Raw genomic sequence first — 18,954 nt, 5'->3', positions numbered from 1 at the left:
AATTACAACTCCTAACTGCTAACTTCTAAGTTATTCATAGCGTAGGTATCTGGGGCGCGACCCAATGCAAAACGCAATGAGTTAGCTAAGTTTTTGCTGGACTTGGTAAAGAAAATCACAAGTGCGACACAAGTGATCCCAGCACCATAGGCAAACATATTGCGATAGCCGATTTGTTCGGCGATGGAACCCAAAACAGGAGCGGCGATCGCAATTCCCAAGTCAAACCCAGTGACGCAGATAGCAAAAATTCGCCCTCGTTCTTGTGGTAGCGATCGGTCTGCCATCATTGTCACAATCATCGATATAACTGTACCACCACCAGCGCCTTCAAAAATCGCCGCTAGTAAGAAACTACTCACAGTGTGAGCTTGCCACAGCACTATCGACGCTAAAGTATAAGAAATTATACCAAAAGTGATAAACAAACCACGACCCAGGCGATCGCTGGCCTTACCAGCAAATATCCTGGTACTAAAACTAGAAATTGCGGCAACTGTAAAAAATAACCCGCCATTAAAATCTATCTGAATTGATTTGATAAACAGAGATACAAAGGTGTGTACAGCGCCGGCAGACAAACCAACCAGCAACATAACTAAAGTCGGAACTCTCACCCGTGGGCTATTGAGAATTTGCCAAAATTTTTGATGGTTGTCCTGAGTTTCTTCGTGTGTTTGTATTGGAGGATTGGTGACTTGTACAATTGCCAACAGAGTGACAAAACCCAACTCAGCAGCAACCAAAAACAACACTCCATAACCAGTTGTGGCTTCTAAAAATCCTCCCAAGGCAGGGCCAATTGCTAAACCAATGGGAGTTGCTAGAGTCATATAACTAATAATTTCACCACGTTTATCAGGCGGAGCTAAATCTGCAACTAAGGCACTGTAGCCAGTGGTAAAAGCAGCAATGCTAACGCCGTGAAAAATCCGCACCAAAATTAACAGTCCAATAGATTGGGTTGCCAAATAACCAAAAGGTGCGATCGCAGCTACTATGGTACCAATCAACAACACAAATTTTCGACCGCGTTCATCAGCTAATCGTCCCAGCATCGGGCGAGTTAGCAATAAGCCGACGGCGAAACTGCCCGTTACAATCCCTATTTGTTGCTTAGTTGCGCCTACATACTCAAGATAAAGCGGTAGAGTTGGTAAGAGCGAAGCCACGCTCGACCAGAATAATAAACCTGCCGTAAATAAAATCAGCAGGTTGTACCGCAGTTCGGTATTAAACGTATTAAATATTTTCAAGGTAGATGCAATTTAATGAGTTTTTTGTGATTAGGTATTAGTCATTGGTCATTAGTCTTTTACTATTTGTTGAGTGTCAACCAATATTTATTCTTAAGTATTTACTAATGCCCAATGCCCAACGCCCCATGCTCAATCATTACTATTGTTACCTTAGTTAACCTTTTTTGCTACCACCTCTCGCACGCGATAGATAGGCCGTCCTTGGGATTCATGATATGTACGCATGAGTAATTCTGCTAAAAGGCCGAAGCAAAACAACTGTACTCCAGTTACAAGCAACAGAACTGCCAAAATCAGCAAAGGGCGATTGCCAATCATTTCACCTAAAGCTAATTTGATGAAAGTCAAATAAATTCCGATTAGCGTCCCCGAAACCATTGAAATCAAGCCCAACAGCCCAAAAACATGCATCGGGCGGGTAAGGAATTTTTTCATAAACAAAATGGTTAACAAATCCATCAACACCCGGAATGTCCGCCAAATCCCATACTTACTGCGGCCAAAGCGGCGGGCGTGATGACGCACGGGCATTTCAGTAATTCTTGCTCCTTCGATGTAGGCTAAAGCAGGTAAAAACCGATGTAATTCACCGTAGAGGTTCATATCTGCCAATAGTTCTGCACGATAGGCTTTGAGCGAACAACCATAATCGTGAATATTCACGCTAGTGGTGTAGCGAATTAGCCAATTGGCAATTTTAGAAGGAAGTAAGCGATTGATCGCACCATCTTGGCGTTTTTGTCGCCAACCACTTACCAAATCGTAACCTTCATCGAGCTTGGCCAATAACATCGGAATATCAGCCGGGTCATTTTGCAAATCAGCATCTAAAGAAACGATCGCTTTACCTAGTGCATAATGAAATCCAGCAGCCATAGCCGCAGTTTGTCCGTAATTGCGACGCAAAATCACGGACTTTAAATCAGGACGTGTTTGCGCTGCTTGCTTGAGATATTCCCCGGAACCATCCGTAGAACCATCATCCACACAAATGATTTCATAACTTATCTGACTCGAAGATAACGTAGATGCGATCGCTTCTAATAAAAGTGGTAAACTTTCCACTTCATTATGTATCGGCACCACCACCGAAACATCAGGGACAATTGTCGAAATCGCCCCATCCACCCCTTGATAAACCAACCCACTCCCCATCTTCCTCAGCGTCCTCAGCGTCTCTGTGGTTCGTAACTCTTAAAAACTCTACCAGCACCGCGCAGCTGCTGATAATACGACTGACTAACAGCATCCCCCTGTTCCGAAAGAACATCAATGCCAATCCCATTGCGTCCCTGTTCCTTTCCAGAACTATGGATATAATAACCATCCGCCAGATAAAGTCCCACATGGGTTGCTTTTTGGCTAGTCCCAAAAAATACCAGATCCCCAGCTGCTAATTCTGCAATGGTAATTGGTTGAGTAAATCCTTCCTGTTGATAAGCATCTCTTGGTAACCAAATACCCACCGAAGCAAACGCCGCTTGCATTAACCCAGAACAATCATAATTTGGCCCTACCGTACCACCCCAGAGGTAATAATTTGGTTGTTGCATGGCTTTTTGGGTAAATGCAATAACCTCTGCTAGCAGTTTTTTAATTTCAGATTCAGAAAATCTTGCAGCCTGATAAAGTACAGTAGCAGGTTGTAATAAACCCAAATCTGAAAAGGATACCCATCCGGGATAGTCATCTTCACGCAAATACACCTCAACCGCCGAATCCTGATGATTTGATGTTACCCATAAATGTCGCCCAGATGCGGCTTGAGTTGCTAGGCGCGTACACTCAGGAGAATCGTATAAGTTCAGGTCAGCTAGACACTGATACTCTGCTGATTTTAGATTTGGGATTTGGGATTTTAGATTAAAGGACATTATTTGAGAATGATTTTTTTTAATAAAGACGAACAACTCGAAAATCTTGGGTTAGGCATTTTAGATGCAACTTGGGCAGCATTTCCTACCTTAGCGCGCAACCAAATTGCCTTGACTTGGGTTGTTTACGATCCCCCAGTGCCGGTAAATACTGGTGGTGCCCTGACTCCCAACGCTTTTTGGAACCACCCAGTTCGGGGTTTTAGTTATCGGGGTGTTGAACGGATTTACCCTGCAAGTGTAGTCAAACTATTTTATCTGGTGGCAGTCAATGAATGGCTGGAAAAAGGCATGAGCCAAACTTCTAAGGAGTTAGAGCGAGCCTTGCGGGATATGATTGTAGACTCTAGTAATGATGCTACCAGCTTGGTTGTGGACATTCTCACTGGCACCACCTCAGGCCCAGAACTACCAGTCGCCCCATTTGAAACCTGGAAATATCAGCGTAATATCGTTAACCGCTATTACCAATCCTTGGGATGGGAAGAAATGGAGACGATTAACGTCTGTCAAAAAACTTGGGGTGATGGCCCCTATGGACGGGAGCGGGCATTTGTGGGAGAGTTACTGGAAAATCGTAATATGTTAACCACAAATGCGATCGCCAGATTAATGCATAGTATTATCGGTGGAGTGGCAGTTTCAAGTGTGCGATCGCAAGCGATGATGAGTTTGCTCAAACGCGACCTCCAAGATTTGCCCACTTATTTCGAGGAAGACCAAGTAACAGGTTTTTTAGGCGGTGGACTTCCCAAAGATGCCCAAATTTGGTCAAAGGCCGGTTGGACAAGTCAAGTCCGCCATGATGTCGCCTATATTGAGTTACCAAACCAGCGCCCCTACCTCTTAGTAGTATTTACTGAAGGCAAAGCCCAGGCTAAGAATCGTGAAATTTTGCCTTTTGTTTCCAAGCTAGTTGTAGAAGCGATTAGCAGTCTTTAAAAGGGACTGGGTATTAGGGACTGGGGATTGGGGATTGGTTATTCCTCTTATCCCCTCATCCCTTTGGCTCTTTATTCCCAGTCCCCAATCCCCAGTCCCCAGTCCCCATATGTCTGTAGATAGATGCAATGTTGCGGGCATCATCAATGCCACGATGGTGTGTGCCTTGCAATTCTATACCCAACTCATTGAGAGCTTGTGCCATACCAAATTTTTTAGAGACACCAAGGTATTTGGAAAATTCGTCTTTGATATTTATGTGTTCTGAACCAAAAGGATAAGGAACATTATGAAACGCGCAATCTTGAATAAATTGATTTTTGTCATAATTGCCCCAAGAACAAAAAATATGATTGGAAAATAAATTAATCCATTCTTGGAAGCGAGAAATTGCCTCTATAAATTTTGGTGCTTCATCAACATCTTGCTGTTGAATAGTAGTCAATTCTGTGCAAAAGGGTGTTAGTTGTGTATGTCTAACAGGTTGGATAAATTGCTGAAACTCCGAATCAATTTCCCACGTTTCTCGATTCAGCATCACTGCACCGATTTCGATAATTTCCATTTCGTGGCGGGGAACAGTTCCTTTGTCACAGCATGTAGCTTCTAAATCAACTATTAAATAATAGTGGGTTCTTTTAGCTTTCATAATTCAGATAATATTCAAGAATACAGAATCAATTAAACCTTATATAATAGTTATATATGTTTTTTGTATTAATTATACTACAAAATAATACTAGTTATAGGTTTTTCATTTATTTGAAGCACAATTTTGTGTAAGTAACACAGTTAGCTGTGGGCTGTGCTACCCTAATTCTCTAAGCACAGACGCTATTCTAATTCTGAATTCTGCTTTGATGGAAAAGGTTTCACCCAATTTAGCTGCATAGCGATATCAAGGGCGATCGCTGCGATTGCAAACCACAATACACTTTCTGTCGCCAATACCAAAAAAGGCCAAATTGTGCTATCAGAATTCCACCCAAGTTCTATTTGGGTTAATCCACGCACCAAGCCAAAAGCCAGCACACCACCAGATTTGAGTTGAGGATTTTTATCTGAGCGGATGATATAGCGGTAAGTGACACCAAATAAAAAACCAGTAAAAGTTGCAACAGCAGCACTCACCCACAAATGCCAATTAATATTACTTTGTAAAGTTACAAGTATTGGAAAATACTTTGCCAGTACTAAAGTATTTAAAAAACTAGCGATCGCAAAGCCAAAAAATAAAGAAAAACCTCCAATTATACCAGCCTTGAGAGATTCTAGGCGTTCTGCCATTAATTGAGGATTTGAAATTGTGTTCACTGTCTATAGGGATTGGGGATTAGGGATTGGGTACTGGGGATTAGGGATTGGTAGTTGGTAGGGAATTGAAAGTTTACAAAGAAAGGCAGAAGTTCGTTCGCGCAGCGTGTCAAAGACAGGGCAGAACGCAGAAGGTTAGGATTAACAATTAAAACTTTAGTTCTGGGTCTAAAGCTGAGTTTAGATAAATAATTATATCGAGACTGCTTGCAGCAAGGTATAAAACATCCTTGTTACAATCCCACTCTTTTAAGGGTGGGTTGCCTTCTGCCTCCTGCCTCCTGCCTTCTGCCTTCTGCCTTCTGAACCAGTCCCCAGTCCCTAGTTACCAATTCTTATTTTGTAATTAAATGTTCTTATCATGTGGGAATTTTGATGATAAATTCAGTTCCCATACCTGGTTGAGAGTTAACTTCTAATATACCTTTGTGTTTTTCTACAACTATTTCATAGGCGATGGACAAGCCAAGTCCAGTACCTTTACCAACAGTTTTTGTAGTAAATAACGGTTCAAATAAGCGTTTTTTCAACCGTTCAGGAATACCAATGCCATTGTCACCAATCCGAATTACAGCAAATTCTTCCGAATCTATTTCTGTTGAAATTTGAATCTGAGGAATTATATTGCTGATTTTGCCTTGTACTATAGCTTCATCTAAAGCATCAACCGCGTTTGCCAAAATATTCATAAATACTTGGTTCATCTGCCCTAGATAACAGTTTACTTGTGGTAAGACTCCATAATTTTTAATGACTTCAATCCGCGGGCGATCGCTATTAGCCTTGAGACGGTGTTGCAAAATCATGAGTGTGCTATCTAGCCCTTGGTGCAAATCAGCAGATATTTTGACATCGCTATCCGAACGAGAGAAGTTGCGGAGTGAATTTGAAAGGTTACGGATTCGCTCACTTCCGACTTCTAGTGAGTTTAAGATTTTTGTGATATCTTCGAGAACAAAATCCAGATCCAAGTTGTTAATAGCAGTAGTAATTTTAGCTGTTGGGTTTGGATACTCTTGTTTATATATTGAGAGCAACTCGGTGATTGCTCCAATGTATTCTTGCAAAGGTGGAATATTGCTAGAAATAAAGTTAACGGGGTTATTGATTTCATGACCAATACCAGCAACTAACTCTCCAAGTGTTGATAGCTTTTCTTGTTGCACTAGTTTGACTTGGGCTTGTTGCAAAGCCTTAGTGCGATCGCTAACTTGTTGTTCCAAAGATTCATTCAATTGTTTGAGTTGTAAATGCACACGCACTCTAGCGATAACTTCCTCTTGTGCAAAGGGTTTCGGGATATAGTCTACTGCACCAAGGGAAAACCCTTTAGTTTTGCTGTCGGTATCTGCTAAAGCAGTGGTAAAAATAATCGGAATGTTTTGGGTAACAGGATTGGCTTTGAGGCGACGACAAGTTTCAAATCCATCAATACCAGGCATTTGTACATCTAGTAAAATTAACTCTGGTTGATTGCGTTCAACTTGAGCGATCGCGCTTTCTCCATCCATTGCAACGCGGAAACGAAACCCCTCACTATTGAGGGCTTCAGATAAAAGAGATAAATTTGTCGGATTATCATCCACAATTAAGATAAATCCAGTATTTGATTTTCTGTTCATGGCAGATTTGAAATTAAAATTTAAATTTATTAATTAATGTATTGTTCGATAAAAGTTGCTAAGCGTTTGAGTTGGAAATTACTAGCAAGTTGGACAAGGTGTTGAGCAAAAACGTTGAGCTTTTCATCAGAAGCTGAAAGTCTATCCGCCAGTTCTAAAATATTTTGAATATCACCATCATGTACTAGTTCTAGTAACTCTTCTAAAATCTCCTTATCCGGAGATATCGTATTATTTGATTGTTCAAAAGCTAGTAGTTTTGTTTTTTTATTTATGTCTACCTTCTCATCAAAAATCCATTTTAGTTGCAAAAATTGTCGGAGCATTTCTAATAGTACTTCAGCTTCCACAGGTTTTGGTAGAAATGTATCTGCGCCAACATCAATACTCTTGTGCTGGTCGATTGCAAACACACTAGCAGAGGAAGCGATGATAGCAATCTTTTGAAATTGCTCCGACTGACGCAAACGATTAATTAACTCAAATCCATCTAATATTGGCATCACTAAGTCAGTGATCACTAAGTCTGGTTTGTGGGCTAGAGTCTGTTCCCATGCTTCCTGACCATGACTAGCTTCAATAACAGTAAACCCAACTGGCTCTAGTAAATTTACAATTACCGATCGGTTTTCCCATTTATCATCTGCAATTAAAATGGTGCGCCTTTGTCCCATATAACCAATAATTGTTCCTTGCTCAAGCGCTCTGGAAACCTTTGCCCAGTCTTTAGATTCTGGGAATTTTGCCTCAAACCAGAAAGTGCTACCTTTACCTAAGGTACTTTGCACCTGAATTTCACCACCCATTAACAAAACAATTTTTTGGCTAATTGCTAATCCCAAACCTGTACCTTCAGATTGTCGTTTTTGATTTCCTACTTGTTCAAAGGGCTGAAAGATTTTCTCAGCTTGTTGGGGTTTTATACCCGTGCCAGTATCTATTACCTCAAAGCGAATTTTGTAGTTAGTTTTTTCATTGGTATTTGATTCTCGACCAGTGACCTGAACTTTGAAAGTAACACTGCCTTGGTTAGTAAATTTAATCGCATTACTAAGCAAGTTAATTAGTACTTGCCGTAAGCGTTTTTCATCACCATGAATGCCTGTTGGCAAATCAGGATCGAGCTGGACTTCAAAGGCAATTACCTTTTGTTCTGCACGGATGCGGCAAATTTCAGTGACGCTATCAATAAAGGCAGGCAAGTAAAAATCAACAGGATGCAATTCGAGTTTGCGAGCTTCGATTTTGGAAAGATCCAGAACATCATTAATCAGGGTTAAAAGATGAGAACCACATTGATAAATGACGCCCAGTCCTTTACGTCCTTTTTCGCTCAAAGATTCTGTGCGTTGGAGGATTTGTGTATAACCCAAGATGCCATTGAGGGGTGTACGTAGTTCATGACTCATATTCGCCAGAAACTCACTCTTGGCCTGGCTGGAATTTTGAGCGACTTCTTCGGCTTTGCGTAGTTCTTGCTCGATGCGGTTGCGCTCTACAATTTCAGTGGAAAGCGCTCGATTGATAACCTCTAACTGGGCTGGACTGGTTAGCGTCAAGGCTTGAGGCATCAGAGAAATTAAGGCAAATGCGGTGTATATCGAAAGAATCGCAGTTAGAGCTTTTAGACAACCTGAAATCCAATAATCTGGATGCCAAAGCGTCCAAATATCCATTAAGTGTCCAGTACCGCAGGCAGTGATAAAAGCACCGAATAACAGAAAAACTCCATTAAAAGGCACGTCTTGGCGTTTAGAAATAAAGTAAATTAATAGGAAGGAAATAGAATAATAGGCAAAAGCAATAGTGGCATCAGAAATAATGTGGAGCCAAACTAATCCAGTTTTCCAGAGATAACAATGTCCGTGGGGAATAAAACCGTCGGAGTTGAAAGCGTAGCTAAGAAATGTCGGCATTGATACTAGGGGTTGCTCAATTTGAAATATATGCACTTAACCCTAATATTCCCAAGCCAGCGAATATAACAGCGCGATCGCTACTTTTTTACACTTGTTTTTATAATTACTTCAACTACTAAGTATTAATATCCAGATGGTACAAGAGAAAGCGATCGCCCACAAAACTTACAACATCATTGATAAAAAAATCTCAGCCTGCCCAATCCCTGTATGATAAACATTAGAAACCTTTTGTAATGATTTGAAAAGCGGGACTATGGAAATTTTGACGCTGGGCTGGGTATCACTGCTAGTCGTGTTCACTTGGTCAATTGCAATGGTAGTCTGGGGACGTAACGGACTGTAAAGGCATGGTAGAAAGTCCATTCCTGAGTATTTTGGCTTTAATTGCCGTAGTGCTGCTAGTAGCAGTGACAGGTGGTATTGGTTATTTGACCCTGGCAGATTGGCGCGATCGCCGTCGTCGAGATGAAGAAAAACGCACCACTCGCAGCACTACCCCCAAGCGGCGATAATCCGCTCGTAGTTAAAAAATCTTTTTTGTAGGGACATGATACTATCATGTCCCTACATTATTTTATCTAGTCGCCTTTCCTGAGTCTCCCACCATAATTTTTTGTTGGCGCTGCCGATCGGCAACTCTATTACTGAGTACTAAAATTTGGTCTAACTTCTGCCAAATTCCATAATTTTTCTGTTTTTTACCAAATTCCCAGTCCCCGATCCCCAGTCCCCAGACCCTTTTACACAGATCATTGTTAACTTTGCGATGGTTGAGGGAACTATGAGAGGAGAACTTTTAATATATAAAATTCCTCTGGGAATGGAAAACTCCTCTATTATTCAACCCATAGAACCAAATTCACAACAGCAACAATCTGATTCAGATGTGGCATTTTCCTTGCGCCAGAATGAGCAGCAAAAAGCTTTGTCTGGAGTTATTGCCAGAATTCGTGAATCTTTAGATATAGACGCCATTTTTAAAATTACAGTTACTGAAGTCCGTCAGCTTCTAAAAAGCGATCGCGTCGGTGTGTTTCGTTTTTATCCTGATTTGGCATGGGAAGGAGAATTTATCTACGAAGATGTGCGAAGTGAATTGAGTTCAGCACTAGCAGCCAAAGTCCGGGATCACTGCTTTGCCGAAGATTTTGCAGAACTTTATCAGCAAGGCCGAATTAAAGCAACAGATGATATTTATCAAGCTAAGGGTGGTGATTGCTACATCCAGATTTTAGAAAGATTTCAGGTACGCGCCAATATTGTTGCTCCCTTGTTGAAAGGTAAAGATTTATGGGGATTGTTGTGTATTCATCAGTGTGATAGTCCTCGGCAATGGGAAGCGTCAGAAATTGAGTTTGTGCAACTGATTGCCGAACATCTAGGAGTAGCTTTACAGCAAGCAGATTACCTAGAACAAGTAAAACTACAATCGGCGCAACTAGCACAAGCTAAAGCGAAAGAAAAAGCAGCAGAATGGCAGAGAACCATAGCCATAACTATTGAGAAAATTCGTCAGTCCCTAGATTTAGAAAGCATTTTCCGCACCAGCACCGCAGAACTCAGACAACTGCTAAATGCCGATCGCGTAGCGATTTATCGCTTTAATCCAGATTGGAGTGGTAAATTTGTATTTGAATCAGTGGCAGAGGGTTGGATCTCCCTCATAGATGAACAATTGCACCGGCCAGAATTGAATGAAAATATCAGCGAATGTAGTGCTAAAGATCTAGCTAAACCCCCGACTGCTGATACCTACTTACAAGAAACAGCAGGTGGCCGCTTTAGCAGAAGTGAAGTGTACCGTATTTGTAATGATATTTACAATGCAGGCTTTAGCAGCTGCTACATTCAAGTTTTAGAAAGCTGTCAAGCAAGAGCTTATGCGATCATTGCTATTTACCACGGGCAAAAGCTCTGGGGCTTGCTAGCAGTATACCAGAACACCGGAACTCGCGATTGGCAAGAAGATGAGGTTTACTTGCTCACCCAAGTTAGCACCCAACTAGGTGTAGCTTTGCAGCAAGCCGAATTCTTACAACAAATGCAACTCCAAGCAGCACAAATCAGTAAAGCTGCTGAAAGACAAAGGGCATTAGCGAACACCGTAGAAAAAATTCGTCAGTCACTTGAAATTGAAGCTATTTTTAAAACCACTACTCAAGAAGTTCGACGGTTATTAGAAGTAGAACGAGTGGCAATTTATCGCTTTTATCCTGATTGGAGTGGCGAATTTGTCGCTGATTCTATTGTTGATGGCTGGACGCCAGTGGTTAAGCCCCAACCTGTGACGGAAGGCGTTCTTGTGCAAGGAACCCAAGCAGGTAAGTATGCACGTAATGAAGTTTTTGTCCCTATTTCTCAAGGTGAGAAGCTTTGGGGATTGTTAGTAGCTTATCAAAACTCCCAGCCCCGTTATTGGCAAGATGATGAAATTAACTTGTTGGCGCAAGTTGGCGTGCAATTGGGAGTAGCATTACAGCAAGCTGAATCCTTAAGAAAGGTGCAAGTACAAGCCCAGAAGTTGGCTAAAGCTGCTGAAAGGGAAAAAGCCTTAGCCGCAACGGTAGAGAAAATTCGCCAATCTCTTGATATTGACACCATCTTTGCTACCAGCACAGAAGAAGTCCGACGGCTGTTAGAAGTTGATAGAGTGACAATCTATCGATTCCGGAGTGATTGGAGTGGCGAATTTGTTGCTGAGTCTTTAGGGCAAGGTTGGATACCAGTCAAGGAACTTGTAAGTGTAATCGCAGATGATTACTTGCAAAATAGCCAAGGTGGAGACTTTGCTAATGGTCAAATACTTGTCATTAAGGATATTTACAAAGCTAATTATTCTGTCCCTGATATTGCCCCCATCGAGCTAATTAAGGCTACGGCATATATGATTGTGCCAATTTTTCAGGGCGAGAAACTCTGGGGATTGCTAGCAGCATATCAAAATATGAAGCCCCGTGATTGGCAAGAAGATGAAGTAGATTTGCTGATGCAAATTGGTACTCAGTTAGGAGTAGGACTTCAACAAGCGGAATTACTGGAACAGACTCAACGTCAAAAAGAAGAACTCGCCCAGACTCTTAAAGAATTGCAGCAAACTCAAAGCCAGTTGATTCAAAGCGAAAAAATGGCAGGCTTAGGACAATTAGTTGCTGGGATTGCACATGAAATTAACAATCCAATTAGTTTCATTTACGGCAATATCACTTATGTTAGCGAACATGCTGAAAGTTTATTAAAATTACTGCGTTTATATGATAAAGAAGCTCCACAAATAACAGCAAAAATTCAAAAGCAAGCAGCAGATATAGATTTAGATTTTATTGCCGATGACTTACCAAAAATTCTCACTTCAATGACAATGGGCGCAGAACGAATTTCTCAATTGGTATTGTCTTTACGGAGTTTTTCTCGCCTCGATGAAGCCGAAATGAAACCCGTTGATTTGCATGAAGGTATTGATAGTACTTTGTTAATTTTACAACATCGATTACAGCCACAAACGAATTCTTTTGCCATTGAAATAATTAAAGAATATGGCGATTTACCTCCGGTAGTCTGCTATGCAGCCCAGATGAATCAGGTATTTATGAATATTCTAAATAATGCGATCGATGCTCTGGAACATACAATAAATTTTGGTAAAATAATTGACAATCCAAAAATATGGATTCGGACAAAAGTCCAACAATGGAATACTATTATCATTTGCATTGCGGACAATGGTTGTGGTATTCCAGAAACGATGCGATCGCGCATTTTTGAACCTTTCTTTACTACTAAGCAACCCGGTCAAGGTACGGGTTTGGGGCTATCTATTAGCTATCAAATTATTGTGGAAAAACATGGCGGTAATATCAACTGCGTTTCTCAGCCTGGTAAAGGCTGTGAGTTCTGGATCGAAATTCCTATGAAACACAGAGTTAGTTGAAGAACAATACAGAACTCAGAATTCAGAATTTTCGTGAAATGGGATGACACCGATATTGCTATTTTGTGAAAAAATAGCTTAGTTTCTTAATTTTGAATTTTGAATTGGTATTAGGTTTATAATATCGATTTAATTGACGATTGAAAAAAGCTCTGTGCGTCTCCCTATAAGCGTAGTAGGTAATTTGAAAAATGATTTCAAAATATGGATTAATAAAATCCAAGTGCAGAAGTCAATTCTTAATCTAAAATCCAAAATCTTTCGATCGAAGGTAGCCGAAGTCTAAAATATAAAATTACATAGTCTCAACCAGAAACCGAACAAATCTCACTAGTAATTATTTGGCTACCAGTGCAACACTCTACAATTGCTGGCAATTCGTTCTCAATATCAATTGGAGTTCCTCTTTTAGCAATTTCTTTGATTTCTTGAAAAATCTTAATTACTAAATCTTGGTTTTCAAGCAGTTCTTCTCTACCAATCTGCTTGAGAGCCAGTTTGACAGCAATATATCCTGATTGCATCCCTAATGCTAAGCTACTTTTTATTCCTAAAACTTCTGGATTTAAACTTTGATAGAGCTTTTCATTTTTTGCTACTGCATTGACATGAACGCCCGCATAGTGTGTAAAGGCATTTTTTCCCACTAAAGGATGATGAGGAGATATAGATATGTGGGAATGCTCGCTGACAAAATCATATAATTTCTTTAAATAGCTCAAATCCCAAGATGATTGTTCTTCAACTATATCTGTTAAATTTATGAGCAATTCTGCTAAATCAACAATGCCAGAACGTTCCCCTAATCCCATGACAGTTACATCAATAATATCTGCTCCCGCCTTGTAAGCATCTAGGGCATTCGCTAAGGCTAAACCGCGATCGTTGTGGCAATGAATTTCGATTTTTGGATATAATTCCTGTTTTGCCAATTCACCTTTGAGGGTTTTCACATAATAAGAAATACTGCGATTTTGAGCAAATGGTGTTGTGTATCCAGTTGTATCGGCTATGCTAATGATATTCGCTCCTGCTCGTACTGCTGCGATCGCCGCTGCAATCACGTTTTCCATAGGCGATCGCACTGTATCTTCTGGAGTATAACGAATTAATAAGTTTTCTTGCTGCTCTCTGGCATAAGTTATAACTTCTACAATTTTTTCTATCGCTTTTTCTAGACCAATGTCATAATCCTGTTGTAATCGTTTCTCGGAAACGCTATAAAAGATACCTAAAAAATTGACACCACAGTCTAGGGCTTTTTTCACATCATCTTTTCGACAAAGTGAATGAGCGGCTATCTTAGCCTTAAGCCCAGCATTGGCAATACGAGCGATCGCTAAGGCAATTTCCCTATCTACCGCAGGATTACCAGCTTCAATAATATCAACTCCTATGCAATCTAAAAACTGAGCGATCGCTAACTTGATATCAGGAGGAAAATAAACTCCAGGAGTTTGTTCCCCTTCTCTCAAAGTAGAATCCAGAATTTGAATCATCTCTTCTATAAATTTAGGAACAAATTTTCACTCTTATTTTCTCTGTGGTTGATTATACTAAGCCTTGAATACCACAGTGCATCAATTTAATGGAAAAATGTGATTAAGAATACAAAATTCTGGAAAAAACTTGAGAAGATAATTTTTAGTAATTTTATATCTTTGGAAATAGGTAATTAGACGACTAATTACCCATAATCAAGAGCGATCGCTTTGCTTAAACTTGGAGCAATGTCTACGACGGGCACGTTTGGGCGCTGGAAATTAACTAACCCATACCACCCATCACTGGATGGAAGTAGAAGGCGAACCCCAACACTGTATAAGCAGCTAATAATAAAGTGCCTTCCAGCCAATTAGACCTACCATCAGAACTAATGGTATTTGCAATCAACACTGACACAACCACAGCTACTAATTCAAAGGGTTTGAAATCCAAATCCATCGGCTGACCAAGCACCAATCCTGCTATCACCAACACAGGCGCGACAAATAGGGCAATCTGCATACTCGATCCCACAGCCACGGAAAGGGAAAGATCCATTTTATCTTTCATAGCTACGGTGACTGCTGTGGCGTGTTCAGCAGCGTTACCAATGATGGGAACTAAGATCACCCCTGTAAACAATGATGTCAAACCTAGCTGGGATGTAGCCACTTCTAGAGAATCCACCAGCATTTCAGACTCAACTGCCACTAACAAGGTGCATACTAGCAGCACGCCAACCCACAACGCAACATTGGGTTTGCTATGGGAAATTTCCTCTTCTTCTGTTTCTGCTACACCCACATCATACAAATAAGAGTGAGTTTTCATGGAAAACAGCAGCGTTAGGGCGTAAACCAAGATTAATACTACGGCAACGGCAACAGATAGATATTGCAGTGTTTGTTCGTTAACTCCTGTAGCGGTGTAGTTCATGGCTGTGGGCAACAAAATGGCAATCACAGCCAAATTCATCGAAGCAGCATTCACCCGCGCCACAATTGGCTGAAATGTTTGTTCTTTGTAACGCAGTCCTCCCAAAAGCATGGAAAGACCCATCACCAGCAGTAAGTTACCGATAATCGATCCCGTGATACTGGCTTTGACTACATCTATCAAACCAGCCTTCAGCGCTACTAGCGCTATGATCAGTTCTGTAGCATTGCCAAAAGTGGCGTTTAATAACCCCCCTAATGACGGCCCCACTACTACAGCAATTTCTTCTGTGGCCGTTCCCATCCAAGCCGCTAAAGGCAAAATCGCTAATCCAGCTGTAATGAAAACTATCAATTCTCCCCACTCCAGAAAGTGGGCTGCCAGAGAAACCGGGATAAACAGTAACAAAACCAGAAAAATAATGTTTTTAATTGACATTTGTTGGTTTGAGTTGAGGGTATCATGCACAGCGGGTAGTCCTAAATTTTAAATCTGGAGTGTTGAATTAAAAATTACTTTCACTCATCACTCCCATAGGATACTCTCAACCCTCTGTAGGCCAATTCAGAGATTTTACTGTTTTCAGTTTACTCTTGTGGATGTTATGTAAAATAATGTTGCCATTTAAGAAGAGTTCGTAATCTTTTGTTGCAAAAGTATGAAATGGATTCAGAATATTACATCAAAAATGGGGTTTAATATATTAAAAGACAATTAAGTTTTTGATTGGCGCTGCCAACGAGAAAACCCCTAAATGAGGCGTTGTTAAATGGCTAATTACTTGAAGCCTTCTGGGAAAGGGCTGTGCGATAACGCAGATTTCCCACTATACTAAAACGGCTTTCTCAAAAATTTGGTTGTATTTCATAGTTGTTGTTTATACCGGATTTTGTGTTCAAACCATTGTAGATAACGTTTATGCACAAAGTGTAACGGTGCAACTGCGAATTTTTTGTTTTGGATATATATACATGACTTCTGCTGCACAAATGCCAGCTAATGGCTCAACGTCAACATTAAATTCAGATTCTCACAACACTCACCAGGCCGATCCCCTGAGAACGGCTCATGGTGTTTATGTGACGGTGCATGGTCATTTTTACCAGCCACCGAGGGAAAATCCCTATCTGGACGCGATTGAACGTCAACCGAGCGCTGCACCTTTCCATGACTGGAATGAGCGGATTCATTGGGAATGCTATCGCCCAAATGCTTTTGCCAGAGTCTTAAACGAACGAGGCGAAGTGATGGGGATCGTCAACAATTATGAGTATTTTAGTTTTAATATTGGCCCAACGCTGATGTCGTGGCTAGAGCGCTACGATGTGGAAGTTTATCAGCGGATTTTGGAAGCCGATGCCAAGAGCAGTCAACGTTTGCATGGTCATGGGAATGCGATCGCGCAAGTATACAATCACATCATCATGCCTCTGGCGAATGAACGCGACAAATATACCCAAATTCGCTGGGGTAAAGAAGACTTCCGTTCCCGCTTTGGACGCGATCCCGAAGGTATGTGGCTAGCAGAAACCGGTGTGGACTACCCCACACTACAAGCTTTAGTTGCTGAAGGTATTCGCTTCGTTATCCTTGCACCATCTCAAGCACAGCGTTGTCGTCCATTCCCAACCAAAGATAATCCCAATCCTGAATGGTACGAAGTCGGCGGTAGTCAGATCGATCCCACCCGTCCTTATCGTTGTTATTTGAAGCCGACATTAGACACTTCATCTTCACCTCTGAGTACGATTCACGATAGTCCCAAGGATGGAAGTAAGGAAGGATTACCCTACATTGATATCTTCTTCTACGATGGCCCCATATCGCGGGACATGGGTTTTAGTGATGTGGTTTATAGTGCCAATCGCCTTGCTGGACGTATTGGTTCGGCGGTGCGTGGGGATCATCGTCCCGCACAGTTGATTTCTGTGGCCACGGATGGCGAAACCTTTGGACATCACAAAAAAGGAACAGAGAAAACTTTAGCCTACGCCTTTACAACAGAATTTCCCCAACAAGGTTGGACGGTGACGAACTTTGCCCACTACCTGAGCTTAAATGCTCCTACTTGGGAAGTGGAATTGAAGCCCATCACAGCCTGGAGTTGCGCCCACGGTGTAGATAGATGGCAGGATAACTGTGGTTGCGGTGGAGAAGGTGGTGTTTGGCATCAGAAATGGCGTCGTCCGTTGCGTGATGCTCTCAATTGGCTGCGGGATCAACTAATTGAGGTGTATGAGGAATATGGCAGGCAGTTATTTCGCGATCCCTGGCAAGCACGGGATGAATATATTCAAGTCATGCGCGATCGCTCCTCTGCTAATGTCAACCGTTTCCTTTCTCGCCATCAAACCCACAAACTAACAGCCGCAGAACAAGTAGACGCCCTGCGTTTGTTGGAAATGCAACGTCATGCTTTGTTGATGTTCACTAGTTGTGGCTGGTTTTTTGAAGAAATTTCCCGTCCAGAAGGGACGCAGATTCTCCGCTACGCCGCCCGTGCTTTGGAATTGGCAGGAGAAGTAGCTGGCGTACAGTTGGAAAAAGGCTTCGTCAAACATCTTGGACTAGCCCCCAGTAATGTCGATCAATTCAAACATGGTGGCGAAATTTATCGCCAACTAGTACTCACAGCCCAACTTGGTTTTAAACAAGTAGCAGCCCATTATGCCATTAGTTCCTTGTTTACGAATCAGGGATCGGCACTGGGTACTGGACACTCAACCCTGGGAACTCACACAAAGCGGGTTTATTGCTACGCCGTTAATGAGCTAGATTACCAACTCCAACGCATGGGATCGCTAACTCTGGCTGTAGGCAATTTGAAGCTAGTATCAGAAATTACCTGGGAAAGCGAACATTTAGTGTTTGCGGTTCTGCATTTAGGAGGTTGGGATTTCCACTGCTGCATTCAACAATTTACTGGGCGGCGTGACTACACCCAATTAAAAGAAAAGGTGTTTGGGGCACTGCAACAAGCAAGTGCAGCTCATACCATCTTGGCAATGACGCAGTTCTTTGGCGAAGAAACTTTCAGCTTGGAAAATCTATTTGCTGAAGAACGCCACAGAATTATGCGGTTACTGAGTCAGGAAACACTGACACGCTTAGGACAACTTTATACGCAAGTGTACCGTGATAATTATGGCGTGCTGATGGCGTTTCACCGAGATCAAATACCGGTACCACAAGAATTGCAGGTAGCGGCGGAGATAGCTTTGGGGCATCGCTGTATGATGACATTGCGATCGCTTGAGCAAGATATTACCGAACCGCAAATGCGTTGGAATCACATAGTAGAATTAGAGGCGATCGCCACAGAAGCAAAACATCTGCGTTGTCGGTTGAATATTCCCGACGGCAAGCAGATACTAGAACAGCTAATTGTGCGATCGCTCTGGCAATTGCTACATGATGCAAATGGTAGTTTTAATGCAGATATCCAACAATTGGAGCGGTTGATTGATATCGGGGATCAATTAAATATTGATATTTCTTTACATCGATCCCAAGAATTATATTTCAGTTGTCTGCATAGTCAGATAATACCTTTGTGTCTTACCACCCTTAGCAATGAAGAAGATATCTATCAGTGTCGGCAGTTGCTCAAGTTGGGCAAAAAGCTAGCGGTTGATGTCAGTATGATTTCAAATCAGTTGCCATAACATGTAG

The 18,954-nt window shown here is 41.5% G+C and carries 14 protein-coding genes; 5 read left to right on the top strand and 9 right to left on the bottom strand.

Going from position 1 to position 18,954, the window contains the following annotated elements:
- Window positions 1-11 precede the first annotated feature (11 nt).
- From H6H03_RS01305 to H6H03_RS01295, 3 genes are all read right to left on the bottom strand, one after another.
- Entirely contained in the window at window positions 12-1,256 is a 1,245-nt protein-coding gene (locus H6H03_RS01305; protein ID WP_190953272.1) for an MFS transporter, read from the bottom strand.
- A gap of 153 nt (window positions 1,257-1,409) precedes the next feature.
- Window positions 1,410-2,414 (bottom strand): glycosyltransferase family 2 protein, encoded by a 1,005-nt coding sequence (locus tag H6H03_RS01300; RefSeq protein WP_190953271.1) that lies wholly within the window; start codon window positions 2,412-2,414, stop codon window positions 1,410-1,412.
- Between the two features lie 14 nt (window positions 2,415-2,428).
- Complete coding sequence (locus tag H6H03_RS01295) at window positions 2,429-3,133, bottom strand: C40 family peptidase (protein WP_190953270.1); 705 nt, start codon at window positions 3,131-3,133, stop codon at window positions 2,429-2,431.
- 9 nt (window positions 3,134-3,142) lie between these two features.
- On the opposite strand from H6H03_RS01295, the gene H6H03_RS01290 reads away from it, so the two are divergent.
- Complete coding sequence (locus H6H03_RS01290) at window positions 3,143-4,075, top strand: serine hydrolase (RefSeq protein WP_190953269.1); 933 nt, start codon at window positions 3,143-3,145, stop codon at window positions 4,073-4,075.
- 55 nt (window positions 4,076-4,130) lie between these two features.
- Here the strand turns inward: H6H03_RS01290 and H6H03_RS01285 are convergent, their stop codons facing one another.
- The 4 genes from H6H03_RS01285 to H6H03_RS01270 form a co-directional block, all read right to left on the bottom strand.
- A complete protein-coding gene (locus tag H6H03_RS01285) occupies window positions 4,131-4,724 on the bottom strand; it encodes a 3'-5' exonuclease (protein ID WP_190953268.1) in 594 nt (197 codons plus the stop codon).
- A 185-nt stretch (window positions 4,725-4,909) separates the two neighbouring features.
- The gene (locus tag H6H03_RS01280) at window positions 4,910-5,362 is read right to left on the bottom strand and encodes a hypothetical protein (protein WP_190953267.1); all 453 of its coding nucleotides are present in this window, start codon (window positions 5,360-5,362) and stop codon (window positions 4,910-4,912) included.
- 386 nt (window positions 5,363-5,748) lie between these two features.
- Entirely contained in the window at window positions 5,749-7,011 is a 1,263-nt protein-coding gene (locus H6H03_RS01275) for a sensor histidine kinase (RefSeq protein WP_190953266.1), read from the bottom strand.
- 29 nt (window positions 7,012-7,040) lie between these two features.
- Window positions 7,041-8,927 (bottom strand): ATP-binding protein, encoded by a 1,887-nt coding sequence (locus tag H6H03_RS01270; protein WP_190953554.1) that lies wholly within the window; start codon window positions 8,925-8,927, stop codon window positions 7,041-7,043.
- Window positions 8,928-9,186: 259 nt separating this feature from the next.
- Here H6H03_RS01270 and petN point away from each other — a divergent pair, with 259 nt between their 5' ends.
- From petN to H6H03_RS01255, 3 genes are all read left to right on the top strand, one after another.
- The gene (petN, locus tag H6H03_RS01265; RefSeq protein ID WP_012408302.1) at window positions 9,187-9,276 is read left to right on the top strand and encodes a cytochrome b6-f complex subunit PetN; all 90 of its coding nucleotides are present in this window, start codon (window positions 9,187-9,189) and stop codon (window positions 9,274-9,276) included.
- 4 nt (window positions 9,277-9,280) lie between these two features.
- Window positions 9,281-9,445, top strand: a complete 165-nt coding sequence (locus H6H03_RS01260) for a hypothetical protein (RefSeq protein WP_190953265.1) — start codon at window positions 9,281-9,283, stop codon at window positions 9,443-9,445.
- Between the two features lie 308 nt (window positions 9,446-9,753).
- Window positions 9,754-12,861: a GAF domain-containing sensor histidine kinase gene (locus tag H6H03_RS01255; protein WP_190953553.1), complete on the top strand. Its 3,108-nt coding sequence runs from the start codon at window positions 9,754-9,756 to the stop codon at window positions 12,859-12,861.
- Between the two features lie 305 nt (window positions 12,862-13,166).
- On the opposite strand, the gene H6H03_RS01250 is transcribed toward H6H03_RS01255, so the two are convergent.
- Window positions 13,167-14,360, bottom strand: coding sequence for a LeuA family protein (locus H6H03_RS01250; protein ID WP_190953264.1), 1,194 nt, complete (start codon window positions 14,358-14,360; stop codon window positions 13,167-13,169).
- A 268-nt stretch (window positions 14,361-14,628) separates the two neighbouring features.
- Window positions 14,629-15,750, bottom strand: coding sequence for a calcium/proton exchanger (gene cax / locus H6H03_RS01245; protein WP_313931769.1), 1,122 nt, complete (start codon window positions 15,748-15,750; stop codon window positions 14,629-14,631).
- A gap of 503 nt (window positions 15,751-16,253) precedes the next feature.
- Between cax and H6H03_RS01240 the strand changes: the two genes are divergently transcribed.
- Window positions 16,254-18,947, top strand: a complete 2,694-nt coding sequence (locus H6H03_RS01240; protein WP_190953262.1) for a DUF3536 domain-containing protein — start codon at window positions 16,254-16,256, stop codon at window positions 18,945-18,947.
- Window positions 18,948-18,954: the final 7 nt, after the last annotated feature.

Source organism: Nostoc paludosum FACHB-159 (assembly GCF_014698835.1).
Classification (GTDB): domain Bacteria; phylum Cyanobacteriota; class Cyanobacteriia; order Cyanobacteriales; family Nostocaceae; genus Nostoc; species Nostoc paludosum.
This window is presented reverse-complemented; position numbering and strand designations above follow the sequence as displayed.